Origin of the sequence: Owariibacterium komagatae, assembly GCF_045865535.1 — a bacterium.
In the GTDB taxonomy this organism is placed as follows: domain Bacteria; phylum Bacillota; class Clostridia; order Oscillospirales; family Ruminococcaceae; genus Ruthenibacterium; species Ruthenibacterium komagatae.
In genome coordinates this window covers 1,984,521-2,010,412 of record NZ_AP031406.1, presented here as the reverse complement: position 1 = coordinate 2,010,412, position 25,892 = coordinate 1,984,521, and the positions used below count along the sequence as shown (strand labels likewise).

24 protein-coding genes are annotated in these 25,892 nt (G+C 60.0%); 6 read left to right on the top strand and 18 right to left on the bottom strand.

All coding sequences use genetic code 11. From position 1 onward, the window contains the following. Window positions 1–58: 58 nt before the first annotated feature. The 6 genes from ACKTS9_RS09970 to ACKTS9_RS09945 form a co-directional block, all read right to left on the bottom strand. On the bottom strand, window positions 59–526 hold the full coding sequence (locus tag ACKTS9_RS09970) for a RidA family protein (protein ID WP_349215434.1): 468 nt from the start codon (window positions 524–526) through the stop codon (window positions 59–61). Beyond that, window positions 516–1,760 carry a M20 family metallopeptidase gene (locus tag ACKTS9_RS09965; protein WP_349215433.1) on the bottom strand — a complete coding sequence of 415 codons (1,245 nt, stop codon included), beginning with the start codon at window positions 1,758–1,760 and terminating at the stop codon, window positions 516–518. The genes ACKTS9_RS09970 and ACKTS9_RS09965 overlap by 11 nt, the downstream gene beginning before the upstream one ends. Window positions 1,761–1,782: 22 nt before the next feature. Continuing rightward, window positions 1,783–3,324 (bottom strand): AbgT family transporter, encoded by a 1,542-nt coding sequence (locus ACKTS9_RS09960; RefSeq protein WP_349215432.1) that lies wholly within the window; start codon window positions 3,322–3,324, stop codon window positions 1,783–1,785. A gap of 66 nt (window positions 3,325–3,390) precedes the next feature. Continuing rightward, complete coding sequence (locus tag ACKTS9_RS09955) at window positions 3,391–4,026, bottom strand: transcriptional regulator (RefSeq protein WP_349215431.1); 636 nt, start codon at window positions 4,024–4,026, stop codon at window positions 3,391–3,393. A 251-nt stretch (window positions 4,027–4,277) separates the two neighbouring features. Next, window positions 4,278–5,816: a cardiolipin synthase gene (cls, locus tag ACKTS9_RS09950; RefSeq protein WP_407880530.1), complete on the bottom strand. Its 1,539-nt coding sequence runs from the start codon at window positions 5,814–5,816 to the stop codon at window positions 4,278–4,280. A 13-nt stretch (window positions 5,817–5,829) separates the two neighbouring features. Next, window positions 5,830–6,294 (bottom strand): low molecular weight protein-tyrosine-phosphatase, encoded by a 465-nt coding sequence (locus tag ACKTS9_RS09945; protein ID WP_407880528.1) that lies wholly within the window; start codon window positions 6,292–6,294, stop codon window positions 5,830–5,832. 209 nt (window positions 6,295–6,503) lie between these two features. On the opposite strand from ACKTS9_RS09945, the gene ACKTS9_RS09940 reads away from it, so the two are divergent. From ACKTS9_RS09940 to ACKTS9_RS09925, 4 genes are all read left to right on the top strand, one after another. Further along, entirely contained in the window at window positions 6,504–7,019 is a 516-nt protein-coding gene (locus ACKTS9_RS09940; RefSeq protein WP_407880526.1) for a MarR family winged helix-turn-helix transcriptional regulator, read from the top strand. A gap of 236 nt (window positions 7,020–7,255) precedes the next feature. After that, the gene (locus ACKTS9_RS09935) at window positions 7,256–8,542 is read left to right on the top strand and encodes an APC family permease (protein ID WP_349215427.1); all 1,287 of its coding nucleotides are present in this window, start codon (window positions 7,256–7,258) and stop codon (window positions 8,540–8,542) included. After that, window positions 8,543–8,692 (top strand): hypothetical protein, encoded by a 150-nt coding sequence (locus tag ACKTS9_RS09930; RefSeq protein ID WP_349215426.1) that lies wholly within the window; start codon window positions 8,543–8,545, stop codon window positions 8,690–8,692. It begins immediately after the preceding gene. A gap of 18 nt (window positions 8,693–8,710) precedes the next feature. Continuing rightward, window positions 8,711–9,877, top strand: coding sequence for a MalY/PatB family protein (locus ACKTS9_RS09925; RefSeq protein ID WP_407880523.1), 1,167 nt, complete (start codon window positions 8,711–8,713; stop codon window positions 9,875–9,877). Window positions 9,878–9,936: 59 nt separating this feature from the next. Here the strand turns inward: ACKTS9_RS09925 and ACKTS9_RS09920 are convergent, their stop codons facing one another. From ACKTS9_RS09920 to ACKTS9_RS09865, 12 genes are all read right to left on the bottom strand, one after another. Then, window positions 9,937–11,274, bottom strand: coding sequence for a sodium-dependent transporter (locus ACKTS9_RS09920; protein ID WP_407880521.1), 1,338 nt, complete (start codon window positions 11,272–11,274; stop codon window positions 9,937–9,939). Between the two features lie 95 nt (window positions 11,275–11,369). Beyond that, on the bottom strand, window positions 11,370–12,053 hold the full coding sequence (gene sfsA / locus ACKTS9_RS09915) for a DNA/RNA nuclease SfsA (RefSeq protein WP_407880519.1): 684 nt from the start codon (window positions 12,051–12,053) through the stop codon (window positions 11,370–11,372). A 6-nt stretch (window positions 12,054–12,059) separates the two neighbouring features. Beyond that, the gene (locus tag ACKTS9_RS09910) at window positions 12,060–12,254 is read right to left on the bottom strand and encodes a hypothetical protein (protein WP_349215422.1); all 195 of its coding nucleotides are present in this window, start codon (window positions 12,252–12,254) and stop codon (window positions 12,060–12,062) included. A gap of 55 nt (window positions 12,255–12,309) precedes the next feature. After that, window positions 12,310–14,361 carry an FAD-dependent oxidoreductase gene (locus ACKTS9_RS09905; protein WP_407880516.1) on the bottom strand — a complete coding sequence of 684 codons (2,052 nt, stop codon included), beginning with the start codon at window positions 14,359–14,361 and terminating at the stop codon, window positions 12,310–12,312. A gap of 15 nt (window positions 14,362–14,376) precedes the next feature. Continuing rightward, window positions 14,377–15,537 carry a 2Fe-2S iron-sulfur cluster-binding protein gene (locus ACKTS9_RS09900; protein ID WP_407880514.1) on the bottom strand — a complete coding sequence of 387 codons (1,161 nt, stop codon included), beginning with the start codon at window positions 15,535–15,537 and terminating at the stop codon, window positions 14,377–14,379. Window position 15,538: 1 nt separating this feature from the next. After that, window positions 15,539–17,089, bottom strand: a complete 1,551-nt coding sequence (locus ACKTS9_RS09895) for a phytoene desaturase family protein (protein ID WP_349215419.1) — start codon at window positions 17,087–17,089, stop codon at window positions 15,539–15,541. A gap of 10 nt (window positions 17,090–17,099) precedes the next feature. Next, window positions 17,100–17,687 (bottom strand): TetR/AcrR family transcriptional regulator, encoded by a 588-nt coding sequence (locus tag ACKTS9_RS09890; RefSeq protein WP_349215418.1) that lies wholly within the window; start codon window positions 17,685–17,687, stop codon window positions 17,100–17,102. Between the two features lie 388 nt (window positions 17,688–18,075). Beyond that, on the bottom strand, window positions 18,076–18,822 hold the full coding sequence (locus ACKTS9_RS09885; RefSeq protein ID WP_349215392.1) for a PIG-L deacetylase family protein: 747 nt from the start codon (window positions 18,820–18,822) through the stop codon (window positions 18,076–18,078). Between the two features lie 9 nt (window positions 18,823–18,831). Further along, entirely contained in the window at window positions 18,832–20,169 is a 1,338-nt protein-coding gene (locus tag ACKTS9_RS09880) for an MFS transporter (RefSeq protein ID WP_407880510.1), read from the bottom strand. Window positions 20,170–20,186: 17 nt separating this feature from the next. Next, a complete protein-coding gene (locus ACKTS9_RS09875; RefSeq protein WP_407880507.1) occupies window positions 20,187–21,200 on the bottom strand; it encodes an ROK family protein in 1,014 nt (337 codons plus the stop codon). 140 nt (window positions 21,201–21,340) lie between these two features. Further along, window positions 21,341–22,252 (bottom strand): N-acetylglucosamine kinase, encoded by a 912-nt coding sequence (locus tag ACKTS9_RS09870; protein WP_407880505.1) that lies wholly within the window; start codon window positions 22,250–22,252, stop codon window positions 21,341–21,343. A gap of 137 nt (window positions 22,253–22,389) precedes the next feature. After that, entirely contained in the window at window positions 22,390–23,208 is an 819-nt protein-coding gene (locus ACKTS9_RS09865) for a helix-turn-helix transcriptional regulator (protein WP_407880503.1), read from the bottom strand. Between the two features lie 178 nt (window positions 23,209–23,386). Here ACKTS9_RS09865 and ACKTS9_RS09860 point away from each other — a divergent pair, with 178 nt between their 5' ends. Together ACKTS9_RS09860 and ACKTS9_RS09855 are read left to right on the top strand one after the other, a co-directional pair. Further along, complete coding sequence (locus ACKTS9_RS09860; protein WP_407880501.1) at window positions 23,387–24,262, top strand: acyltransferase domain-containing protein; 876 nt, start codon at window positions 23,387–23,389, stop codon at window positions 24,260–24,262. A 259-nt stretch (window positions 24,263–24,521) separates the two neighbouring features. Beyond that, window positions 24,522–25,853, top strand: coding sequence for an ABC transporter substrate-binding protein (locus tag ACKTS9_RS09855; RefSeq protein WP_407880499.1), 1,332 nt, complete (start codon window positions 24,522–24,524; stop codon window positions 25,851–25,853). The last annotated feature ends 39 nt before the right edge of the window (window positions 25,854–25,892 follow it).

Genomic DNA, 25,892 nt, shown 5'->3' with positions numbered 1-25,892 from the left:
AAACAAAACGCCGGGCTGCGGGAATCCCCGCAGCCCGGCGTTTTTGTTGTAACACAGATCAATCGGTAATTTCCACCACCAGCAGAATTTCCACGGCGGCGCCGCCGGGAAGTGCATTGGTCCCCAGCGCCATGCGGGAGGGCATGCCGTCCTCTCCGAACAGGTCCTTGAAAAGCTGGGACGCACCGTTGATGACCTGAGGCTGGTCGCAGAAGTCCGGCTGGCAGCGAACAAAGCCGATCAGCTGGACAATACGGCGCACCCGGCTCAGGTCCTGATCCAGCGCGGCTTTCAAAACCGAGAGCAGGTTGAGCGCACACAGCTGGGCGGCCTTCTGGCCTTCCTCAATGGTGAGCGTGTCTCCCACGGTGCCCGTGAATTTGGGAACACCGTTTTCCGTGCAGGTCTGCCCGGAGAGATACAGCAGGTTTCCGGTGCGGCACGCGGGAGAGTAGATTCCGCCCGGCTTGGGCGGGGCCGGAATTTCCAGCCCGTATTTTTCTTTTAAAATCTGTTCAGCGTTCATGGTTTTCCCCTTTCGTATTCCGGGATGAATGACAGCAGACATCCACGATAGTCTGCGCGTAGATGCGGGCGGCCTTGCAGATCTGCTCCACTTCCACACATTCGCCGGGGCTGTGCGCCACTGCGATGTCGCCGGGGCCGAAGATCATGGAAGCGATCTTTCCCACCCCGGACAGAATGCCCGAGTCCGCAAAGTAAGTCACTCCCTGGGGCTGTGCGGTCTGCGGTGACAAAGCGGAAATGTTTTTGACCATGGATTTTACAAGGCACGATTCTGCGGAAATTTCCATCGCGGGGCGGGGAAGAGGAATGTAGTGCACCTGCACGTCTACGCCGGGGTTGGCACTGCGCACCTGTTCGGCCGCCTGTTCCAGCTGCAACGTGACCTCTTCGATGGTCTGGTCGGGCGTCCAGCGCACGTCCACAAACAGAGAGGTCTCGTCGGGAACAACGCCTGCGAACGTCTCGTCCGTGCCCAGCAGAAAACCGCGGTTGATATGCGCGCAGCCCTGGATGAGCCCGGCATTGATAGCGGCCGACCCAACCAGCGGGTGCACTTTGCTCTTGTACAGGGGCGCCAGCACGTCCCGGATGTACCGGGCAAAATCCGCCGCTGCATAAATGGCGTTGGCCCCGTTTTCCGGCCGGCTGGAATGGGCGGATTTTCCGTGGAAGCGAATCTCGAAGTAATCGATGCCGTTGTGCGCAATTACAGGGAACAGCGCCGTGGGTTCGCCCACAATGGCAAAATCTGTGTGGGGGCCCTGCTGGGCGATCACGCGGGAGCCGGTGCTTTTGGCAGCTTCTTCGTCAATCACACCGGCGAAAACCACGTCGCCGCGCAGAGGAAGCCCGCTTCGATGGACCAGAACAAAAGCGTAAAGCATGGCGGCAAGCCCGCTTTTCATGTCCGCCGCGCCGCGGCCGTACAGAATGCCGTCCCGGATCTGTGCGCCGAAGGGGTCGTCCATGCCTTCTACGGGCACAGTGTCCATGTGCCCGTTCAGCATCAGGCTGGGGCCGCTGCCGTCGCCGTGCAGCGTGGCAATGACGTTGCAGCGGTCCCCGTCCGCCGGCTGAAGCCGGCATTCGATGCCCTCCTGCTCCAGCAGCTGCGCAAGGAAACCGGCAATCTCCCGCTCCCGGCCGGGCAGGGCCGTGTGGCTGGGAATGGAGATCAGCTTCTGCGTCCATTCAATCAGTTCTTTTTCACAAAACAATTCGTCAAGGTTCATGGCAGTCTCCTTTCCGCCGGAATCAGCCTATTACATAAGAGAAGGAGGCGCCGGGGCCCAGCGGCAGGCCCAGGAAGTACCACACCGCCATGAGGATCAGGTAAACGACCATGTAAGACATGGAATACGGCAGCAGATTGGCCATCAGGGTACCCATGCCCACGTCCTTTTTATAGCGCTGTGCCCAGGCGAGGATCAGCACGAAGTAAGCCATCATGGGCGTGATCGCGTTGGAGATGGAATCGCCGATGCGATAAGCCAGATAGGTGGCTTCCGGGCTGACGCCCAGCATCATGAACAGCGGAACCAGAATGGGCCCGATCAGAGCCAGCTTGGCCGCATGAGAGGGCATGACGAAGTTCAGAAGGCAGGTGAACAGAACGGTGATCACCAGAAGCGCAAACACGGGAATGCCGGATTTTTCCAGAATTTCCGCACCGTTGATGGCGCTGATGACGCCCAGATTCGTCCAGGCAAAGTACTGGATGAGCTGGCCGGCGAAAATGGCCACCAGAATGTATCCCGCCAGAGAGGCGTAGGAGTTGGTCATGATGTTGATCACGTCTTTGTGGTTTTTCACCACGCCGGAAGCGTAGCCGAAGGCTGCGCCCGGGAAGAAGAAAGCACCGCTGACGATCAGGATGATGCTGCTCATGAACGGGCTGTCCAGCAGTTCGCCGGTTTCCGCATTGCGCAGAATGGCGTTGGGAGGCAGCGTCATCAGGGCGATGACGATCAGGTAAATGACCAGGGCAATGCCCGCGGCGCGCAGACCTTTGCTCTCCTGCTCGGAGACGCTGGTGTTGACGGCCACGTCATTCAGAGGGCTTTCCGGAACGTATTTGCCCAGGCGCGGCTCCACGATTTTCAGCGTCACAAAGAACGAGGTGATGGGAAGCAGAATGCTGCATGCCAGCGTGAAATAATAGTTTCCGGTGACCGGCAGAACAATGGACGGGTCGAGGATTTGGGCCGCATTTTGAGTATTGCCAAATCCTACCACTTCCACTATACTAATAAGAGGGCTTGCACAAAAGCCCGCTGCGACGGAACCGTAGGCGGCCACAAGTCCTGCGATCGGGTTGCGCCCCGTGGACAGGAACAGCATGGCGGCCAGCGGAGGAAGAATCATAAAGCCTGCATCGGATGCAGCGCTGGAAGCCACAGAAATGAAAACGATGGCAAACGTGAGGAATTTCTGCGGCATTTTGAGGAAATAGCGGCGGAGGAACGCACTTGCAAGGCCCGTTCCTTCCAGCAGCGAAAGACCCAGAAGAACGACCATCTGGTCAATCAGGGCAGAAAAGCTTTTGATGTTTGCGGAAAATTGCGTGAAAATCTTGGCAATGCCCTCTTTGCTGATCAGGTTGAACACCTGGTATTCGGTTCCGTCCACAGGGTGAACAGCCGACCATCCGAGCTTTGATCCAATGAAGGATAAAACCATTACGATGGCGCCAAAATAGATGAACAGCAGAACAGGGTGCGGAAGTTTGTTTCCGATGCGCTCCACAGCGCCCAGGAAACCTCCGCCCTTTTCTTTTACCAAACTTTTCGATGACACGTGTAAGACCTCCTCATGATTTTGTTTTTTATGCGGTCACAGGCCGGTGCACTCGGCCTGCAAGCATCAAAGTTCCGTGCTCTGTTCCAGGTAATTATACAGAGTGTATTTTGAAATGTCGTAAAATTTTGAGATTTTGTCCCCGGCTTTCTTGATCAGGAAAGCGCCCTTGTCATCCAGATATTTCAGTCCTTTGATCTTGTCTTCCTTGGTCATGCTGATCACAGGCTTGCCCACGTAGCGGACGGAATCCTGAATCAGTGCGTCCAGAAGTTCGCTTACATCGTTGGTAATTACTTCCTCCACGGCGCCGGTTTCCGTTTCCAGAATGTCCTTTAAGGCGCTGTTGCACGCATAAAATTCGGTCAGATCCCAGTTCATGCACAGTGCGCCGATGGCTTTTCCCTCTTCGTCTCGCAGATAGATCGAGGTGCTGCGCAGGATCTTGCCGTCTTTTGTCTGGGTGATGTAGCGGTACTGGTCTCCGTCCGAGACCGTTCCGCGCAGCACTTCCAGGCCGAGGTTGGTGCCGCAGTCGCCCACTTTCCGGCCGGTCACATGTCCGTTTTCAATCAGAACGATGGTACTCTCATAACTTTGTGTATAATCATGCAGCACAACTTCGCAGTCCTTTCCAAACTGCGCGGCGATGCCTTTGGCGATGCGTGTTAAGGTGGACATTTCTTCTGTCAGCGTTTTCATGACCAATCTCCAAACTAAAAAATTTTTTGGTAATCTTAATAATTTTATTTTAATAACAGGAAAAGCAGATTGTCAATTTGTGATTTTCACAAAGAAACGATTCTTTTTTCAGAATTTTGACAAAAGGCAGCCTGCCAAATGCGTACGAAAAGGGGCCGGTCAAGTCAGCAGAACTTGACCGGCCCCTTCAAACTTTTTGTCAGGGTACGGGAGAAAAGGCATCGCAGAAATTTGATGATGGGGCGGCGCGGTCAGAACAACGGTGCCACCAGCCGCAGCACGGCGTCCAGCAGCGCGCCCACCGCCGTGTGGTGGATGCGGCTCAGCTGCACTTCGCGGCTTTTGGCCAGCGTGTCCAGCGCATCCGCTTTCAGGTCCATCACCGCGGGGCAGCGGTACAGGTATGTGCCGCATTCAAAATGCAGGTACAGGCTGCGGTAATCCATGTTGATGGTGCCGATGACCGCCGTTTCGTCGTCGGCCACGTAACTTTTGGCGTGAATAAAGCCCGGCGCGTATTCAAAAATGCGCACGCCCGCTTTCAGCAGCGGCATGTAGTGCGAACGGGTCAGCCGGTACACGATCTTCTTGTCCGGAACACCGGGGGTCACGATCCGCACATCCACGCCCCGCTTGGCCGCGGAGCACAGAGCGGTTTTCATGATGTCGTCGATGATGAGATACGGCGTAAAAATGTAGACGTAACGCTTGGCCTGGGACAGAATGTCGATGTATACGTTTTCCGCCAGGGCCTCGCCGTCCAGAGGCGAATCGCCGAAGGGCTGCACAAATCCTTCGCCCGAAAAAGGCTGCGGATGAAAGGTCTGCGGGAAAAAGCGGCGCACGTCTTCCAGCGCGTCCTCCTTGCGGAAGGCGTGCCACATGCTCAGAAACATGGCGGTCAGGTTCCAGGCGGCCGGGCCATGCACCCGCACGCCCGTGTCCTTCCAATGGCCGTGGGGATGGGTCTCGTTGATGTATTCATCCGAAAGGTTGATGCCGCCGTTGAAGGCGGTGTGCCCGTCCACCACCGAAATTTTGCGGTGGTCCCGGTTGTTCATGATCAGGGAGAGAACCGGGATGAACGGGTTGAACGGCAGGCACCGGATGCCGCGGCGCTCCATGTCCCGGGGAAAGCTTTGCGGCAGAAGGAACAGGCTGCCCATGTCATCGTAAATCAGGCGCACATCCACGCCTTCGGCGGCCTTGCGGGTCAGGATCTCCAGAATGGAATCCCACATTTTTCCCGGCTGAATGATAAAGTATTCCAGAAAAATGAAGTGCTGCGCGCTCTCCAGCGCACAGAGCATGTCCTGATACATGGCCTCGCCCACCGGATAATAGCGCACGTCGGAATCCCGATACACGGGCCAACCGCCCGCGCTCTGCAGATAGCGGCTCAGTCCTTCGGCCCGGGGGTCGGTTTGTTTCAGTGCGTCCTGCACCTCCGGGTCCTGCCGCAGCGTGGGTTCCAGCGCCTGCTGGGCAGGGATCAGCTGCCGTTTCAGCGGTTTCGAGGGGCGCTTGTTCCCCATGAGCAGGTACAGAAGACCGCCCAGCAGCGGCAAAGCCATGATGAGGATGATCCAGCCGATCTTATAGGCCGGGTTGTCGTCGCTGCCGATGAGGTACAGCACGATGAGAATGCTCAGCACGCCGAAAAAGCCGCTGAACAGAACCGAGTAGCGGGTCAGCTTCATCAGAAACAGCGTGAACCAGCCCAGCTGCACCAGCAGCAGGATTCCGGTGATGAAAATGCGGCCGCATAAAAATTGCAGAACTTTTTTCATGAAGAACTCCTTTTTATGGGGCGGGGTGCGCGAGAATCCAGGTCAGCAGCGCGTCACAGCCCGCGTTGACATCCTGCCAGGTGGCCTCGAAGTCATGGGTGTACCAGGGGTCGGCCACGTCCCGGGGATGAGAGGTGAAATCCAGCAGGAGGTGGATTTTTCCACGGGGGTCCGGCCCGAACAGACGGCGCATATCCGCCCGGTTGGCCTCGTCCATGCCGATCAGATAGTCGTAGCGTTCGTAGTCCTCCCGCCGGGCCAGCACCGCGACCTTGCCGGTTGTGGAGATGCCGGCCTGAGCCAGTTTTTCCCGGGTGCCCCGATGGGGCGGACAGCCGATGGCGTCCCGGTGCAGCGCGGCACTGGCGGTTTCCATTTGGTCCGAAAGGCCCCGGCGCCGGACCATGTCGCGAAAAACAAACTCCGCCATGGGGGAGCGGCAGATGTTGCCGTGGCACATGAATAAAATTCGAATCATCCTGTTGGAGTCCTTTCTCAAATATCTGGAAACATTGTTTGTCTTTTATTATACAAAAGCTGCCGCACTCTGACAACCGGAAGAGGGATGTGCGTTGGGTATTCCGTCCCAAACAGGAAAAAGCAAAGGTTCGCAGCATTTGAAGTGCGGGCTTTCCCCACGCATGGCGGCGGCCGCGTCTCTTGAGGTTTGCGGGCGTTCATGCTAAAATGGATGCACAGGCAACGGAGAACCGGAGGGATGCAGGCGTGGGGCAGTTTGACAACAAAGCGGAAATTGACAGAATGTATGCGCAGCTCAGCCCGCGCGCGGACCTTGTGTATTCCTTTGTGACCGTGTACGATGCGTACATCAATGAGCCCAGGGATTACGGCACAGGCCTTCTCATCAACATGGTGGAGGTGCACACCCTGACCATGATTGCCGATGCGCCGGGCATCACGGTGAGCGAGCTGTCCAAAATGTGGTCGCGCACCAAGGGCGCGGTTTCGCAGAATGTCACCAAGCTGGAGAAAAAGGGGCTGGTTTTCCGCCGCCGGGATGAGAACAACGCAAAGATCATTCATCTGTACGTTACCGAGGAAGGCGAAAAGCTGAGCACGGCCCATAAAATGTACGACAACGTGGACATTATGCAGACCCAGCGCGATCTGCTGAAAAGCTGCACCATCGAAGAGGTGGATGCGTTTTTCAAGGTGCTGGATGCGTATTTGAAATTGTTTTGATTTTCTGTAAAAGGCGATGCGGGTGCTGCGCATCGCCTTTCTTTTTTGCAAAAATGATTAAATAACTAAACAAAATAGAAGAAAATATGCACAGAAATCGAGGATATAAAATGGATATTTTGGAGAAAGTGAGAAAACTTCTTGACATAGTGCCGGGATGAAGCGTATATATAAGGTGAAATGATTTAACGGCTAAACCATTTGCAAGGGAGGCGAAAAAACGGGGGATCGATCGTGTGAGGAACAGTTGGATTCAGAAAGGAAGGGAAACCAATGACGGAAGAAAAATCAGTGAGCGGCAATCCATTGAGGCGCTGTCCTCGGGAGAATCGGAAGTAAAACGGACCTTGTCCTTCGGCCGGGCGGTCGGCGTAATGGGCGGTCTGATCATCGGGTCCGGCATTTTCTACACGGGTTCGTACGTGCTGGACTATTCACACGGAAACGCGGGAGTGGCCATTCTGGCGTGGATTCTGGGCGGCCTGATCGTTTTGGGCGCGGCCATGTGTCTGTCAGAGCTGGGCGGCATCATGCCGGCCAACGGCGGTACTTATGTCTATCTGACCCGCACCTACGGCAAGGCGTCGCCGCTGCTGGGCTTTACCATGGGCTGGTCGGACGCGCTGATCGGCATTCCGGGCAACGCGGCCATTGCCATGGTGGGCGCCACCTACATCGGCACGCTGTTTGGCGGCTTCTCTTCGCTTCAGATCTCGTTTTTGGCGTCGGGCATCTGCGTGGTGCTGACGGTGCTGAACCTGCTGGGCGCCAAGGGCGGCAGCATCATTTCCACGGTGTTGCTGTTTGTGAAGGTCATTGCCATTCTGGGCGTGATCATCGCCTGCTTTGTGCTGGGCCAGAATACCGGCGACCCCATCACCTTTACCAACACCACCGGCGAGGGCGCGGTGCTGCCCGCGCTGGCCTGCTCCGTTGTGGCGGTGCTGTGGTGCTTTGACGGCTGGAACTCCATCTGCCATATGGGCGGCGAGCTGGAGAACCCCAAGAAAAACCTGTCCCGGGTCATGGTAGTCACCATCGTGGGCATCACGGTGCTGTATCTGCTGTTCAACCTGGGCGTGATGCGCATCGTTCCCATTGAGGACATCATCGCATCGGAAAACGTGACCTACGACGTGATCGGCATTCTGTTCGGCAAGGGCGCGGCCACGGTCATCACCATCGCCATCATCTGCTCGGTCATCGGCTCGCTGAACAGCTGCATTCTGGTGTATCCCCGCGAGATCTACGCCATGTCCCGCGACCGGCGCTGGTTCGCCGCCTGCGGAAAGCTGAGCAAGAAAAGCGGCCAGCCCGTGGCGGCCAGCCTGTACATTCTTGCCATGATGATCTTCTACTGCTTTGTCACCAGCTTCCAGAACCTGGTGAACATCATCGTGCTGTACAACGGCATCTATTTCATGCTGGCGGTGTTCGGCGTGATCGTGCTGCGCAAAAAATACCCCGATCTGGAGCGGCCCTACAAGGTGCCCGGCTATCCGGTGGTGCCGATTCTGGTGTGATTGTGCTACTTCGTGATTTTGGTGGTCAACTTTGTGTGGGACCCGTCCACTGTGGCCGGATTCATCATTCCGCTGACGGGCATTCCCGCTTATTATGCGTTCCAGGCGTATTACAAAAAACAGGACGAAAAGAATGCTGCGAAAAAATAACAGAAAGCTGGCGAAAACATGGAATACGTGAACAGGCTCGGAACTCATTCCTACAAATGGGACGGCTTGAAGAAGGAATTTGGAGACGCGGATCTGCTGGCCATGTGGGTGGCGGATATGGATTTTCCCTCTCCGCCCTGTGTGACCAAGGCGCTGCATGCGTACATCGACGCGCCGCTGGGCTATTTCAGCACACCGGATTCCTATTTTGAGGCAGTGATGCAATGGGAAAAAGAGCGCCACGGTTACCAGGTGCGCAAGGAGTGGATCTGCGTTACGCCGGGCATTGTGCCCGCGTTGCACTGGGCGGTGCGCACCCTGACCGCGCCGGGCGACAGCGTGATGGTGTCCACGCCGGTGTATTACCCCTTTATGAACGCGGTAAAAAACAGCGGCGAGCGCCGGCTGGTGGAGTGCGAATTGAAAAAAACCGGCATGTTCTACGAGTTCGATTACGACCGGTTTGAAGAAGACATTGTGAAAAACAACGTCAAATTGTATATTCTTTGCAACCCCCACAACCCGGTGGGCCGTGTTTGGACCCGTGAGGAGCTGGAGCAGGTGGTGGCCATCTGCAAGCGTCACGGCGTGGTGATCGTCTCCGACGAGATCCATCAGGACATCGTCAATCCTGCGCTGGGCCGCAAAAAAGTGACCACCGCCACCGTGGGCGACTACGAGGACGGCATCATCACCATGGCGGCGGCCAGCAAGACCTTCAACCTGGCCGCGGTGCAGAACTCCTTCATCATCATTCCCAACCCGCAGATGCGGGAGAGCTTCTCCACCTTTTTGGCGCAGATGGCGCTGGACGATGTGAACGGGTTCGGCCACATTGCCACCGAGGCGGCCCTGCGGGGCGGCGCGGCGTGGCTGGAGGAAGTGCTGCAGCAGATCTACGGCAACTTTGCCTATCTGAAACAGCGCCTGGCGGCGGACTGCCCGGAGATCAAACTCACGGAACTGGAAGGAACCTATCTGGCGTGGATGGATTTCGGCGCGTACTGCAAGACCCAGCAGGATGTAAAGCACCTGCTGCAGGACCGCTGCCGCATCGCCATGGACTACGGCGCCTGGTTCGGCGGCGGCCGGCACGAGGACTTTGCCCGCATGAACCTGGCCACTTCCCGGGAGAACATCCAGGAGGCCTGCGACCGCATTGTGCGGGAGATCGCCAAAGGATAACAGAAAGAACAGAAAGCGGCCCCAGGCCATCGCCCGGGGGCCGCTTTTGTATTGTTTGCTCAGCCGCCGAACACGGTCTGATAAATGCTGATGAAGCCGGTGATGGTGACGATCAGCACCAGAACGGGCGTCAGATAACGGATGCAGCGGATCCAGATCCGGCGCAGACGGAAGCCGGGGCAGCCGTCTTCCATTTCGTCGGCCAGAATGTTGAGGTCCCACTTCCAGCCCAAGAACCAGCACATGAGAATGCCGCCCACGGGCAGAAGAATGTTGTCGGTGAGGACCCCCACAAAATCAAAGAAGTTGTAGCCGGCGATCTTGAAGTCCGCCAGAGGGCCGAAGGAAAGGCTGCTGGGAATGCCCAGCAGGAAAATGAGCAGGCCCATGACCAGAACCGCACGGCGCCGGGGCCAGCCCCAGTTGCCCACCGTGTAGGAGACCACCACTTCCAGCAGGGCGATGGCGCTGGTGACGGCCGCGAACAGGATCAGGATAAAGAACGCCACCGCGAACACCGGACCGCCCGCCAGGGAGCCGAACACCTTGGGCAGCGTGCCGAAGATCAGGCTGGGACCCTGGCCGGGCTCCAGACCGAAGGCGAACACCGCGGGGAAGATGGCAATGCCCGCCAGCACCGCCACCAGCGTGTCCATGACGGCCACGTTGGCGCAGCTTTTGGGAATGTTTTCCCCTTTGGGCAGGTAGCTGCCGTAGGTGATGGTGATGCCCATGCACAGGCTGAGGGAGTAGAACACCTGCCCCAGCGCCGCGCTGATGGAGGACAGGCTGAAGGACGCCTGCTCCGGCACGAAGATGAAGCGCAGCCCGTCCATGGCACCGGGAAGCGTCACGCTGCGGACGATGATGATCAGCAGCAGGATGAACAGCAGCGGCATCATGATCTTGCTGACCTTTTCAATGCCGTGCACGCCCTTCAGGCAGATGAGCACCGTGGCCCCCAGGAACAGAAAGAACCAGAACACGGCCTCCCAGCTGCCGATGAAGGCGTTGAAGTCCGCCGGGGCGGTGAAGGTGGTGGCATAGCTGACCAGATATTTGATGAGCCAGCCGCCGATGACGCTGTAATAGCTGAGAATGATGAAGGCGGCCAGCACGCCGAACAGACCGGTGATGCCGGCCTTGGGGTGCACCTGGCGATAGCTGGAAACCGGGTCCTTGCCGGTATGGCGGCCCAGGCTCATTTCCAGCATCATGACCGGAATGCCCAGCACCAGAACGAAAACAAGATAGGCGATCAGGAAGGAGAACCCTCCGTTGCGGCCCATCAGATACGGAAATTTCCACAGATTGCCCAGGCCGATGGCGGCTCCGGCGGTAGCCAGAACAAAGCCCAGACGGCTGGTCCACTGATTGCGGCGGTGTTCGTGTTTCATAGCGTGTCCTCACAACAAAAGAATGTCCGGAAAACCGGTAGGACTTCTATTGTAGCACGCTTTTGTCCCATAGGCCAGAGAAAAGGCGTTTTTTGTCACAAAAGAATGGGAACGGGCGCGTCCAGCTCCATGCAATCGGGCTGCACGCGGCAGTCCATGGCGTACAGCGCCACGCCCGCGTCCCGGGCGCTGCGCAGGGCCGCGGCAAAGGCGGGGTGGGTCTCTTCATTGGGGGCAAAGGCGCGCACGCCCTTCATCTGGATCACAAACAGCGCGGCCGCCCGGTACCCCTGCTGCAGGCAGGCGGCAAGCTCTTCCAGATGCCGGACGCCCCGCTGGGTGGGCGCGTCGGGGAACAGGGCCAGCCCGTCCCGCTCCAGCGTGACGCCCTTCACTTCCACAAAGATCTTCTGGCCGCCGGCCTCCACGTAAAAGTCAAAGCGGGAGGTGCCCCATTTCGTCTCGGGGCGCACCAGTGCCGGCGGGCCGAACAGACCCCCGGCCCGCAGAAATTCCCCGGCGGCCCGGTTGGGGGCCTGGCTGTCCAGATTGATGAGCAGCGGCCCTTTTTCCACAGCCACCAGGTCGAACTGCGTTTTGCGCGCGCTGCCGGGCGCCGCCCCCTCCACGTAGACCGTGGCCCCGGGGCGCAGCAGCTCTTTGCAGCGGCCGGTGTTTTTCACATGGCACACCTGCACGGTGCCGTCCACTTCCACGTGGGCAATGAACCGGTTGGGCCGGTCCAGAAACCGCCCGGGTCGGATGCGTTCATAGCGCATGGGGATTCACTCCTCGTTCAGCCAGGCGCGGATGGCGTCCCGGTCTTCGTATTCTTCGTACAGGCTCAGGCCCAGACAGAAGATCTTCTCGTCCTCGGTCAGGTTGGCCGGAAGGGGCCGGCGCTCCCAGATCAGCCGGGCCAGCTGCGCGGTTTTCTGCGGCCCCAGCGCGGCGGCCGCCTGCTCAAAGCTCTTGTTCATGGGTCTCTTCCTTTCCGGAGAAAAAAGGCCCCGGGTCACGGGGCCTTGGAAATGGTTACAGCTTTTCGGCTACGCTCCAGGCCTGCCACACCACCGTGCGCAGGTTGCCCACCTTGCACGCGTCGCCGATCACGTGCACGTGCCGGCCGGCGGGAAGGGCCGGGGCGGGGGTATAGCCCACCGACAGGATGACGCTGTCCGCGGGGACCGTGGTCAGGGTGCCGTCCTTGCCGCGGATGACCGCGTCTTTCTCCCGGATCTCCGCCACGGTGCTCTCCAGATACACGGGCACCTTCTGATACTGGAAGAAGTCCCGCAGATAGGAGGAGTTGGCCAGGCACAGGCCGCGCACGGCCATCAAATCGTTTTTGGCCTCTACGATCACGGGCTTTTTGCCCTTGCGGAACAGGTCATAGGCGATCTCGCAGCCGCTGAGGCCGCCGCCGATGATGAGCACCTGCTCGCCGGTCTCTTTGCCCAGCAGGTAGTCCACCGCGTCCATGGCGCGCTCGCCGCCCTTGAGGGGCAGAGTCCTGGCCTTGGCGCCGGTGGCCACAATGATCTCGTCCGCGTCCAGCGCCGAGGCGTCGGTGATCTCCGTTCCGTAGACCACGGGGATCTTCAGCGCTTCGATCTGGCGGCGGTACCAGGCGATCAGCTCTTTGTCCTTCTCCTTGAAGTCGGGCGCGGCGGCCGCCACGAACACACCGCCCAGCTGATGGCTCTTTTCGTAAATGGTCACGTGGTGGCCCCGCAGCGTGGCGATGCGGGCGGCTTCCATGCCGCCGATGCCGCCGCCGATGACCGCGATCTTCTTGGGGGTGCGCGCGGGCACAATGTCGAACTTGTGCCCCTGCATGGTGGCAGGGTTCAGCGCGCAGCGGGCCATGTGGCTGGCGTCCTCAAAGGTCTCGTCGTTGGCCACGCCCTTGTAGTGGGCCAGGGGGAAGCAGGCGTTGTGGCAGCAGATGCAGGGCTGAATGTCCTGGGTGCGGCCCTCGCGCAGCTTGCGCACCCACTGGCCGTCCACCAGGAACTGCCGGGCCACGCCCATGGCGTCGATGCGGCCGTCCGCGATGGCCTCGGCCGCGGCCTCGGGGGTCATGCGGCCGGCGCACACCACCGGAATGTCCACAAATTTGCGGATGTGGGCCACGTCGTCCAGGTTGCAGTTCTGGGGCATGTACTGGGGCGGATGCGCCCAGTACCAGGCGTCGTAGGTGCCGTTGTCCGCGTTGAGCATGTCATAGCCGGCCTCCTGCAGATAGCGGGCGGCCTTTTCGCTTTCGGCCATGTCGCGGCCCACTTCGGTGTACTCCTCGCCGGGCACCGCGCCGCTGCACAGGCCCTTGGTCTTGCTGACCACGGAATACCGCAGGGACACCGGGAAGTCCTTGCCGCAGGCGGCTTTGATGGCCTGCACGGTCTCCACCGCAAAGCGGTACCGGTTTTCAAAGCTGCCGCCGTACTCGTCGGTGCGGAAGTTGGTGTACGGCAGGGTGAACTGGTCCATCAGGTAGCCTTCGTGGACGGCGTGCACTTCCACGCCGTCCACACCGGCTTCTTTGCACAGCTTGGCCGTTTTGGCAAAGGCCTCCACCATCTGATGGATCTCTTCTCTGGTCACCTGGCGGCACATCACGTCCTCGGCCCAGCGGGAGGGCAGGGGGCTGGGGGACGCACAGATGTAGGACGCGTCCACAATGGGTTTGGCCAGCGTGCCCAGCGCCTTGTTGCGCAGCAGCACGGACAGCGCCTCGGTGATGGCGAAGCTGCGGCCGAAGCCCGCGGTCAGCTGCACGAACAGCTTGGCCCCGGTTTTGTGGAAGGTGTCCATGTAGGGTTTCAGCTGGCGGAACATGCGGGGGTTCTGGTACAGCCAGCGGCCGCCGATGGTGTCCCGCAAAGGCGCGATGCCCGGGATGATCAGGCCCACGTCGTTGTTGGCCCGCTCCAGAAAGAATTCCGCCGCCACCTTGTCAAAGTGGTTGGGCTCCATCCAGCCGAACAGGGACGTGCCGCCCATGGGGCACATCACAATGCGGTTTTTGATCTCTACGTTGCCGATTTTCCAGGGGGTGAACAGTGCCTCGTATTGTTGCTCCATCGAAACTCCTCCTCTTTATTCCGCCACCGGTACGTCGATCTCCAGATCGCTCAGCGGATAGGTGACGCAGGGGTGAATGAACCCGAACTTCCGGTCCGCCTCCCGGCGGCCGTCCCGTCCGTCCGCAATGCGGAATTCACCCTTCAGCCATTTGCTGTGGCAGAAGCCGCAGCCGCCCGCGCGGCATTTGTTGGGGGCGTCCAGTCCGGCGCGCTCCATGGCCGTCAGCAGAGTCTCGTCCTCCCGGGCGTCCACGGTGTGCACCGCATCGCGCATGTGCACGGTCAGCCGGAAGGTGCGGGGCGCTTCCAGATCCAGGGCGCCGCAGCAGGTGGCGTCCTTGTGCACCGCCTTCAGGGGAAGGTGATAGGGCTCCAGTTCTTTCAGCACAAAGTTGTACATGGCCTGGGGCCCGCACAAAAAGAAGGTGACGTCGGTCAGATCCACGTACTTTTCCATCAGCTGTGCGCTGATAAAGCCGTGCTCGTAGCCGTCTTTTTCCTCGTCGCTGAGCACCTGCACCACCCGCAGGCCCTTCACGGCCAGGTCCGCCAGCTCGGCGGAATAGGCCAGGTGCCGGGTGTCCCGGGCGCCGTAGAACAGGGTCATCTCGTAGTCTTCATCGCCTTCGGCCATGCTGCGGGCCATGGACAGAAGCGGGGTGATGCCGCTGCCGCCGGCGATGCCCACAATGCGGTGTTTGTCCCGCAGGGTCTCGTAGTGGAACTCGCCCGAGGGCTCGGTCATGCGCATCCGGTCGCCGGGTTTGGCGCGGGTGCACAGATATTCGGAGAAGAAGCCCGCGCGCTCGATGCCCAGCACCAGCTTGCCTGCCAGTGCGTCCCGGGGGCTGGAGGCGATGGAGTAGGGCCGGCTGACCAGACTGCCGTCCACCTCGGCCTGCAGGGACACGTACTGCCCCGCCCGGAAGAAGGGGAACGCCGTTTCGTCCACCCGGCGGAAGGTCAGCTCGGTCATGTTGGCGCTCAAAGGCCGCACGGCGGTCAGCTCCACTTCCATGTAGCCCGGGTGCAGGCGGTGGGCCAGTTCATTGGTGCGGTAGCTTTTGGGCAGCGGGGTGTCGGGCCCGGCCGCCAGCGCCGCGCGCCGGTTGGGCACCAGCTTTTTAAAGCGCAGCATATCCTGGAATCCGAACAGTTGTTTTTTGAATTTCATCTTATCGCACCTCCCGTTTCAAATCGCCCACGGTCTGCCGGCCGGACAGATCGCCGGACACGTAGGCGCTGGAGTACCCGCTGGAACGCATGGCGTACCCGCCCGCGAACCGCAGGCCCGGGAACAGCTGGGCATCTTCCTTCATCATCATCATGCGGGGCATCAGGCTGTCCCAGTCGGCAGTCTCATAGCCGTAGATCACGCCCTGGGGATGGCCGCAGTAACGGGCGTAGGTGGTGGGGGATGCCACAGCGATCTCCTCGATGGCGTCCCGGATGGCGCAGCCGGTCTCGCGCTCGAACACGCGGATCATGTCGTCGGCCACCCGGTCCTTGGCCTTGAAGTAATCGGTCTCGGACACGTTGCCCCAGTCGTCGGACATGAACATGGTGGTGAAGTACATCATGCAGGTGCCTTCGGGCGAGCAGCCGGGATAGGCGTTGTTCAGGCACACGGTGGCCTGCACGTGGTTGGTGTCCACCTTGCGCATCATGTCGTACTGCTTCACGGAATCGGCGGTGTCGTAAATAAAATAGTTGTGGCTCTTGATGCCCAGTTCTTCGGCCGATTTGTTCAGGCCCAGGAACAGCGTGAAGCCGCGGCCCGCGAAGGTGCGGGCGTTGGTGGCGCGCACCATCTGCTCGGTGACGGATTTTTCTTCCAGCATTTTGCCGAACACCAGATGGGGCGAGCAGTTGGCGATCACGTGGCGGGTGGGGATCTCGGTGCCGTCGGAAAGGCGCACGGCGCGGATGCGGTTTTCGTCGTCGGTGAGGATCTTCTCCGCCGGGGACAGGTACCAGATGTCGCCGCCCAGTTCCCGGATGCGGGTGTCCAGCGCCAGGCTGATCTCGTGAGAGCGCATTTTCGGCATCCAGGCGTCCCGGGTGATGTAGCGGATCACCATGGAGCCGTAGTGCAGAAAACTCATGCGGTCGCAGTCCACGCCCAGATAGCACCAGTAGGCGTTCAGAATGTCCTGCGCCTTTTTGGGCATGTGCAGCGCGTCCAGCACTTCATTGACCGAGTAGCTGCCCGCCTTGATGAAATTGGGGAAGTGCTCTTTCATATAAGAGGAATCGGTGTTGCCGTTGACCGAGTTGGAGTAGGTCTGGGCGTCCCGCACCTCGTTGCACAGCTCGAAGAACTCCGTCATGGACTTGCGGGAGCCGGGCACGTACTGCTCCATTTTGTCGATGAACGCCTCAATGCCGAAGGGCATCTCGCAGTCGTACTGCTTGTCGGTGGTGATCAGATGATAGGCTTCGGGAATGCGGATCCAGTCGATTTTGTCCTCTACGCCCAGGTCCCGGAACAGGGTGCGGATGTCGCCGGGCTGGTCGGGCGAGCCGAAGTCGTTCAGCTCGTGCAGGCTGGCCTCAAATTCGAACCGGCCCCGCTTGAAGCTGGTGGCAAAGCCGCCGGGCAGGTTGTGCTGCTCCAGAACCAGGCAGGAATACCCGCCCTGCAGCACGCGGATGGCAGCGGCCAGACCGCCGTTTCCGGCGCCGATGACCACTACGTCGTAGGGTTTTACAGTGTGTTTTTCCATAAGAACCTCCTCACAGAATCAGATTTCGCGAACGGGCCATCCAGTATTGCAGCTCCTCTTCACTGGCGGCCTGTTTGTAGTGACGCAGCATGATGGAGTAAAACTCCCGCAGATCGTCGCTGATCTCCTCGTCGCTCATGGCGCGGTAACCGGTGGCGATCATCACCCCCAGTCCGTAACAATGGTATTGCATTTGCAGGTGCATCTCCGTGGCCTGCCGGGGGCTCATCTCCAGGTTGCGGGCCAGCAGCTCCACCGTTTTGTCAAAGTTGGCGTCGTCCAGAAGCCGCTCGCCGGGGGCGCGCCGCCGCAGATACAAAAAGCGGAACAGCTCGCTCTCCCGCTGGGCGAAGGCCAGAAAATTCTGGCCGAACTCCTTGTAGCTGGTGCAGTGGAACTGCAGGTAGGTGTCCCGAATGTATTCCACCAGCGCCTGCTGCAGCTGCTCCTGGCTGCCGAACTGGGAGTACAGCGGCTGCGTGGAACAGCCCAGCTCCGCGGCGATGCTGCGCACGGACAGCGCATGTTCGCCCCGCTGGTGGATCACCCGGGCCGCGGCCTTGAGAATATCCTGTTTTGAAATGCGCGCTCGGGGCATGGCGGTCTCCTTAAAAATAACAGTTGTTATATTTACAGCTTCATTGTACCCTGTTTCCGGGAAAAATGCAACAAAAAAAGCAGGCGAAAGCCGGGGTGACATAAGAAAACGGCGGTGAAGCCCCGGAATTTTGACGCATGAAATGCAAAGAGCGGTCCTGCAAGCAATTTGCTTGCAGGACCGCTCTTTTGCTCTTTCTCTCAAAATTTTGGGGCGCAACTGCTTGCACCGGGAAGGCGTCCCTTTTGATGCGGATGCAAGGAGAAACGCCGAAGGCACCCTTTGTGGTTGTCAAGGCGGTTTGACGATGCAGCCGCGCAAAAGGGGCCCCTGCCCGGCGTCGTTTTCTTACGGAACCCCGGCCAAAGGCCTGCTTTTTCAGCATTTTTTAAATTTGGGGCGCCTCCACAAAGCAGTGAAGGTGCAGCGGGCTCAGCACTTTCAGCCCTTCGCCCAGTGCAAAGCCGCGGCCTGCGGCGCGCTGCTGGCTCTGCAGGGTGAAGTACGCCCGGTACATGGCCAGAAGCTCGTCGTTCAGCTGGGTGCGGTGCAGGGCCATGGCGGCGAATTTCTGTTCAAAGGTGTCGGTCACGTCCACCACGGTGTTGGGGTTCTGGGTGAAATAGAAGCCGATGGCTTCCGGCTGCCAGGGCTGGGTGCGGGTGCCCCGGGGATACTGGGCCAGCGCCGTGGAGATGAAGGCCTGGGCCGCGGCTTTTCCGGTGACCACATGGTCCTGATGAGCCTCATAGGCAGCCCAGGGGTCCGGGCAGAAGAGGACATTGGGCCGGATGGTGCGCACCAGCTCGGCAATGCGGCCGGCCAGTGCGGGAATGCTCTCCAGCGAGCCGTCCGGCAAATCGAAAAAGTGGAACTGGGCGGCGCCCAGCGCCTTGCCGGCGGCCACGGCCTCGTCCCGGCGCAAAGCGGCCAGCTGTGCCGGCTCGATGGGAGCGCCCTGGGCGCCCAGATCGCCGTTGGTCACGGTCAGATAGTGGATTTCACAGCCCCGGGCGGCCAGCGCGGCGATGGTGCCGCCCATGCCGATCTCGTTGTCGTCCGGGTGGGGCTGGATGCACAGCGCGCGCTGTGCGGTCAGGATTTCGGGCGGTGTCAAAAAAGCGGAAAGATCCATTTGTATCCCTCATTTCTCCGCGCTGCGGCGGGTTTCAAGTTCGGTGCGGATATCTTCGATCTGAGCCGGCTTCAGCCGGTAGAACACAAGGGGAATCATGGCCAGCAAAAAGCACACGGCGGGCACCACGTACACGATCAGGCTGAAGCCGGTGACCACGGTGGGGTTGGGGTCCATGTTGTCCACGTAGTGCATGGCGGTCAGCGCCAGGCCCAGCACGCCTTTGGAGATGGTGGAGCTGAGCTTGTTCAGGAAGGTGTTCATGGAAAACACCACGCCCTCACCCCGGAAGCCCAGCTTCAGTTCGGCAAAGTCGATGCAGTCCATCAGCATGGAGGTGCTGCTGATGGTGGTCATGCCGGTGAACGCGAAGCTGATGCCCAGCAGGATCAGGCCGGGCACAGGGCCGCCGCCCACGGCAAAGGGCAGGAAGCTGGAGACGGCGCCCGCGGCGCAGGCGGCCAGAAAGATGTACTTTTTGTCAAACCGGCGGATCAGCGCCGGGGAGATGGCCATGCCGAAGATCATGCCCAGCACCAGGCTCAGGCCGATCCAGGTCACATAGCCGGAGTCGCCCCACACATACACGGCGAAATACATCTGCGCCACCTGGCGGATGTTGTTGACCATGTTGACCACCAGCAGCGAGACCATCAGCGCTTTCAGGGGGCCGTTGTCCAGAATGGTGTGAATGTTGCGCCGGAAGGGAATGCCCTTGGCGGGCGGTTCAATGCGCTCTTTCAGCACAAAGCCGCTGAGCAGCATCAGCAGCGCGCCCACCCCCGCGATCACGCAGGCGGCCGCCGTGTAGGCGCCGGCGCTGCGCTCGCCGCCGAAGGCGTTCAGCAGGGACACGCTGCCCACAGACACGATCACCGTGCCCAGGGTGCCGCCGATCTTGCCCAGGGTCACCATGCCGTTCTTTTCATCGGCGTTGTGGGACGAGACCGAGGAGATGGCCCAGATGGGAATGTCATACACCGTGTAGGACATGCCCCACAGCACATAGCACACCGCGGCCACCGCCACCGTGCCCGCGGCCGACCCGCCGAAGTTCCAGAAGCACAGCACCGTGGCAAGGGCGATGACAAAGGGGCCCGCCAGCAGGTAGGGGCGGAATTTTCCCCACCGGGTCTTGGTGCGGTCCGCGATCATACCCATCAGAATGTCGTTCACCGCGTCCCAAAGGCTGGCGGTCACCATAATGACCGTCACGCTCTGGGGCGGAATGCGCAAAAGGTCTGTGAAGAAGAACATCACATACATGGCCACAAAGCTGTAGATCATGTTCTGCCCCAGCAGACTGCCGGTATAGGTCCATTTTTCCGTTTTGGTGATTTGTTTCATGGCGCGGACTCCTTTCCTCATATCCCCGCGGCGGTTCCGGCGTTTTCCATGCACAGGCGCAGAACGCCCTGCAGGCCCTGCCGCCGCACGTCCCCCAACAGAACCAGCCGGGGCCGGTGCCCGGCGGGAACGGTCAACTGCTGTTCCATGCGCTGCATGTCCGCCGGGCTCAGGCAGTCGCATTTCACCGCCACAATGCCGGGGTTCAAAACGCAGGTCAGGCTGGTCACCGCGGTGCGCACAAGACCGCAGATCTGCTCCCGGTCCCGGGCGGCCCGGGCCGCCAGAAAGGCCTGCTCCAGCGTGGTGTCCCCCGCGGGCAGGCTGCCCACTTCGCCCGCAAAATCCGTGGAGCCCTTGAAGCGGCGGCCGTTCAGCACCAGTCCGCTGCCCACGCCGTTGCCGAAATAGAGATAGGCCAGGTGGTCGGTCTCGCCCGCAAAGCGGTCCGCGTACAGCCCCCAGGCGGCCAGCCCGATGTCGTTTTCCACCCACACGGGGCAGTCCAGCGCCTGCTCCAGCACCGCGCCGAATTCCACCCCTTCCAAAGCGGGCAGCGCGGGAATGCTGGTCACCACCCCGCCGCTGACCACGCCGGGCACGCCCACGCCCACCGCGGCCAGGGGCATGTTTTCCGCCCGGGCGCGCATCCGCCGGATGCAGTCCAGCGTCTCGTCCACAATGGGTCCGGCGCCGATGTCCACGTCCTCCCAGCAGAAAATTTCGCCCGCCGCGTCCGCCAAAGCGCAGGTGTAGCGCCGCTCATAATAATACAGCGCCAGAAAACAGAACTGGCGGCGGTTGAATGCGTACAGATGGGCGGTCCTTCCGCCCGTGGGCCCGCCCGGCCCCGCCGGAAGCACGCGCCCTTGGGCCACCAGTTCGTCTACGGCTTTGCCCACCGTCACCAGCGACAGGCCGGTCAGCCGGCTCAGCTCCGGTTTGGTCAGGGGGCCGCGGGTGCGCAGCAGCGCCTCCACCGCGTCCATGTTCATCAGCCGAAGGGTTTGCGGCTTGCCAACAGGTTCCACGAGCAACGCCTTCTTTCTTAATAAACTTTCTTTATTAATTAAGCATAACATGCACGTATCCGCCTGTCAATCGCTGCGGAAAGAGGCGGGGGCACAAAAAAACAGCCGGGGCCCGCAGACCCACGGCTGTAAAAAACAGATCAAATGCCGGCTTTCCGCGCCAGCCGCATTCCGCCGAACACGGGCGCGCTGCCGTTGCCGTGCACCCGGGCAGCCCGCATCGGTTCCGGCAGGTTGTTTTCCACCCGGGCGGCATAGGCCGGGTTGCGCAGGCATCCGCCCGCGAACACCAGCCGGAACGGGGCGTCCGGCGCAAGGTGCAGCTTTTGATGGCCGGCCCGGATCAGCCGGGCCAGATGCGCCGCGCCCTGGGTCAGAATTTCTTCCCGCAGGGGTTCCGCTTCGGGCCAGTTCAGCACAAGGGCCGCCAGCGAGGCGACCTCGTCGCACCCTTCCAGCGCGGTGGCTGTCTGCGGCAGCTGGTCCAGCGGCGTGTTCAGCGCCCGGGCCACCTCTTCAAACCAGGGGGCGTAAGGGCCGCATCCGTCGCAGTACAGCAGCGCCTGTTCCAGCGCGCGGCAGCCCAGCCAGTAGCCGCTGCCCTGGTCGCTGAAGCCGTAGCCCCAGCCGCCGCTGCGGGTGACGGCACCCCGGGCGTCCACCCCCAGGACGATGGAGCCGGTGCCCGCGATCAGCACCAGGCCGGGAGGGTCCGCCGCGGCGTAGAAGCCCAGCACCGCGTCGTTGCACAGGGTGTATTGCTCCGGTTTCCAGCCCAGGCTTTGCAGCAGTTTGTGCAGGCGCGCCTCGTCCTGGGCGCAGTCGCAGCCGGACATGCCGAACACCGCATGACGCACCTGTTCCAGCCGGATGCCCGCCCGCTGCCACAGGGCGTTCAACCCCGCGGAAATGTTCTGGCGCACAGCGTCCTCGCCCACGGACTTGATGCTGGCCGCGCCGCTTTGAAGCCGGACGGAGACGGACCGGTCCTCGCTTTCCAGCAGAAAATCCGTTTTGGTGCCGCCGCCGTCCACCGAAAGATAATAGTTCATGGTTTGCCCTCCCATGTCTTCGGGAATTGCCCCGGTGTTTTTGCCGCAGGCCCACGGATGAGGGGCCTGCGAACTTACTTAATAAACTTTATTTAGTAACAGAATAGCACCTTTCCCGAAGCGCTGTCAATCGGAGGCTATTTAAAAATCAGATTGCGGTATTCCCGCGGCGACATGTGTTCCACGCTTCGGAAGATTTTGTCAAAGTGGGAGGCGCTGTTGAAGCCGCTTTGCAGTGCGATCTGCAGCAGCGAGCACTTTTCGGGGCTGCTCAGCATTTCCTTGGCGTTGGACAGGCGCACCAGATTGGTGTACTGGGGAATGGACAGCCGGGTGATGCGGTTGAAGTTGCGCGACAGCGTGTATTCGTTGACGTAAAACACTTTGGCCAGCGAGGCCAGGGTGATGTTTTCCACATAATGGTTCTGAATGTATTCACACACGCTGGAAACCAGCTGGTGATGATCCGAGGTGGCCGGGTTGCGGCTGTTGCGATAGACCGATTCCAGCAGCAGAAGCGACTCGGCCAGCAGTGTTTCCATGTGCAGAAGCGAAGTGGGCGACTGGTTTTTGTACTCTTCCAAAAGGGTGAACAGCAGCTTGCGCAGCGCGGCGCGCTGCTCGCCGCACAAAGAGAACCGCAGATAGGGCGCTTTCGACTGAAACAGATGAAGCTGTGCCAGCCGGCTGCCCAGCGACTGAAGAAAGGCAAAATCCCAGTTGACCAGCAGCCGCTCGGAATAAATTTCCTCGCTGGAGATGGTGCGGTGACGCACTTCCGGCGGGATCAAAATCACGTCGCCCTGATGCAGGGTGAACTTTTCCTGATCGAAGCAGTAAATGCGGCTGCCGATCAGCTGAAAATACAATTCGTACTGGAAGTGTGTATGGACCTGAAACATGTTGCTGGTCTGCCGGAACTCCATATGGTCCACATAGATGAGGCTCTCTTCCAAGGCGATCCCTCCTGTACCGTTGATCCGAAAGACGGATCTGTTCTTATTTATAGTCAGTTCTTTCGGGAATGTCAAGAAAACACAATTTCCAAAAAAGAAACGCAAAAAACAGGATGAGAAAAACGGCGGTTTCTGTTAAACTATCTGTCGGCGAGAATGCTGCGGAAAGGATGATTGGATGGATCTTTTGCAGATGCGCACCGAAATCGGCGCGGTGGCGGCAGGCATCGGGCTGGGGCCGGATGTGTGCGGCGCGGTGGCCGAATGCGCGCAAAATGTGCTGAACGAGGAAACGGTGCGCCTGTGCGCCCGGCTGACGGAACCGGAAACCGCCCGTGATGCGGCGCAGCGGATCAGCGAGCGGTTTGTGCAGGACCCGGGCGGCGCTGCCAAGCTGACGCTCTTTTTAGGGGCCGCCTGCCTTGCCCGTGAAAAATGGGCGCAGATCGGCGTGGCGGACGAGATTTTCTGGGACACGGCCGCCTGCCTTGCCCGGTTCGTACAGGAGATGCGCCAGCGCACGGGCCGGCCGCTGTTTGACCGGGAGCAATGGGCGTGGCGGCAGATGTGCGGCCGCCTGTTCCGGCTGGGAACGCTGGAGTTTGAATATGTGATCGTGGAAGAGGGCGCGTGCCGGCCCTGGGGCGTGCAGCCGGGCCAGGCGGTTTTGTCGGTGCATATCCCCGGCGACCGGCCTTTGACGGAGCAGAGCCTGCGCGAATCCTACCGGCAGGCGGCGGCCTTCTGGGAAAAATACGAGGCGGCCTTTTGCCCGGCGGGACGGCCGGTGCTCTGGTGCTGCGACAGCTGGCTGCTTTCGCCCATGCTGGCCCAGTGCCTGCCGGCATCCTCGGCGATCCGGACGTTTGCACGGGCGTATGAGCTGTACGATGTGGACCCGGCGGACGAATCGTTTTACTTCTGGCTGTTCGGCGGCAAAAAGAAGCCGGAGGAGCTGGAGCAGCGCACGTCTTTGCAGCGGGCGGTGGCGGAAAAGCTGCGCCGGGGCGAACCCATCGGTTCCGCCAGAGGTTTTTTAGCATTTTTAAAATGATTTTTTCAGATGTTGCAGATTTGACCGGACCAAAAGCAGAAAAAGAAGAGTTTTGTGCGACCAATCGTACAGAAATCATCTGTTTTTCAAACAAAAAATAGGGAAAATGTGCACAACGGCGCTGCAAAGAACGCAAGAAAAGACAATAAACGCGAGTGAAACGCAAGAAAAGCAAAGACTTTAGAGCCTGCGGTTGTTACAATAAAGACCACAGGGACATGTCCGAGAAACGATGAATGAACATGGAAGGTGGAAAACAATGAAAAAGTTCCGCAAGCTGTTATCTTTGGCGATGGCGGCAGTTTTGGCTGTGAGTATGAGCGCCTGCACAGGCATGCCGGGCGGCGCGGATGAGACGGAGACCTCCGGTTCCGCCACGGGCACATCCGGGGATGAGCAGGTCACGCTGCGTTTTTCCTGGTGGGGTGACAACCTTCGTCATGAGGCGACGCTGGCTGCCATCGAAAAATACCAGGAACTGCACCCCAACGTAAAGATTGAGGGCGAGTACGGCGGATACACCGGCTTTTATGAGAAGCTGATCGCGCAGCTGGGCGGCGGCAACGAGCCGGACATCATGCAGCTGGACGCCATGTGGATCTACGACCTGGCCAACAAGGGCGACTATTTTGTGAACATGGCTGAGCAGGACATCGTGGACCTGTCTCAGTTTGACGAGACGTTTATGCAGGACAACTGCACGGTGGACGGCACGGTGCTGGGCGTACCCACGGGCCTGAACGCCGAGGTGTTCATGGTCAACAAGGATATGTTTGACGAACTGGGCGTCGAGATCCGTGACGACTACACCTGGAACGACCTGATCGAGATCGGCAAAAAGCTGAAGGAAAAAGACCCCGAGGGATTTTTGCTGCGCGGCGACTTGATCAACGTGGAATACATCCTGAAAAAATATGTCATCCAGCTGACCGGCAAGGAATGGATCGACAGCGAGAAGAATTTCGGCTTTACCGAGGATGAGCTGGCGGCCGGCTATCAGTTCATTCTGGACCTGATCGACAACAACGTGCTGCCCCCGATGAAAGAGATCATCGAGTACAACACCAGCGACACGCTGAACCCCAAGTGGACCGAGGGCCGTGTGGGCGGCGCCATCGAGTTCGTCAGTGCCTTTGACGGCTGGCAGAGCACCACCCCGTCCGAACTGGTTGTTGTGCAGTGCCCGACGATGGAAGACGCCAAGGCCAGCGGCCTGCTGGTCCGTCCGTCTCAGCTGTTCGGCGTCAGCAAGAATTCCGCTCACCAGGACGTGGCGCTGGATTTCGTGCAGTTCATGATGAGCGATCCCGACGGTGTGAAAGCACTGGGCACCACGCGCGGCGTGCCTGCGTCCGCAGCGGCCCGTCAGATCCTGGCGGACGACGGCCAGCTGAACCCGATGCTGCAGGAAGCGGTGGACGCGGCGGTCCCCAACGCGTTTAAGCCGGAGAGCGCCTACACTTCCAACACGGAGATCAAAGTTGCCGGCGAGCAGACCCTGGAGGCCATGGGCTACGGCAAAATGACCCCGCAGGAAGCGGCAAAGCACCTGATGGAAGAGTACACAAGAATTCTGGGAACACTGGAATAAGTTTCAAAGCAAGGGGGGCGGGGGCAAGGAAAACACCGC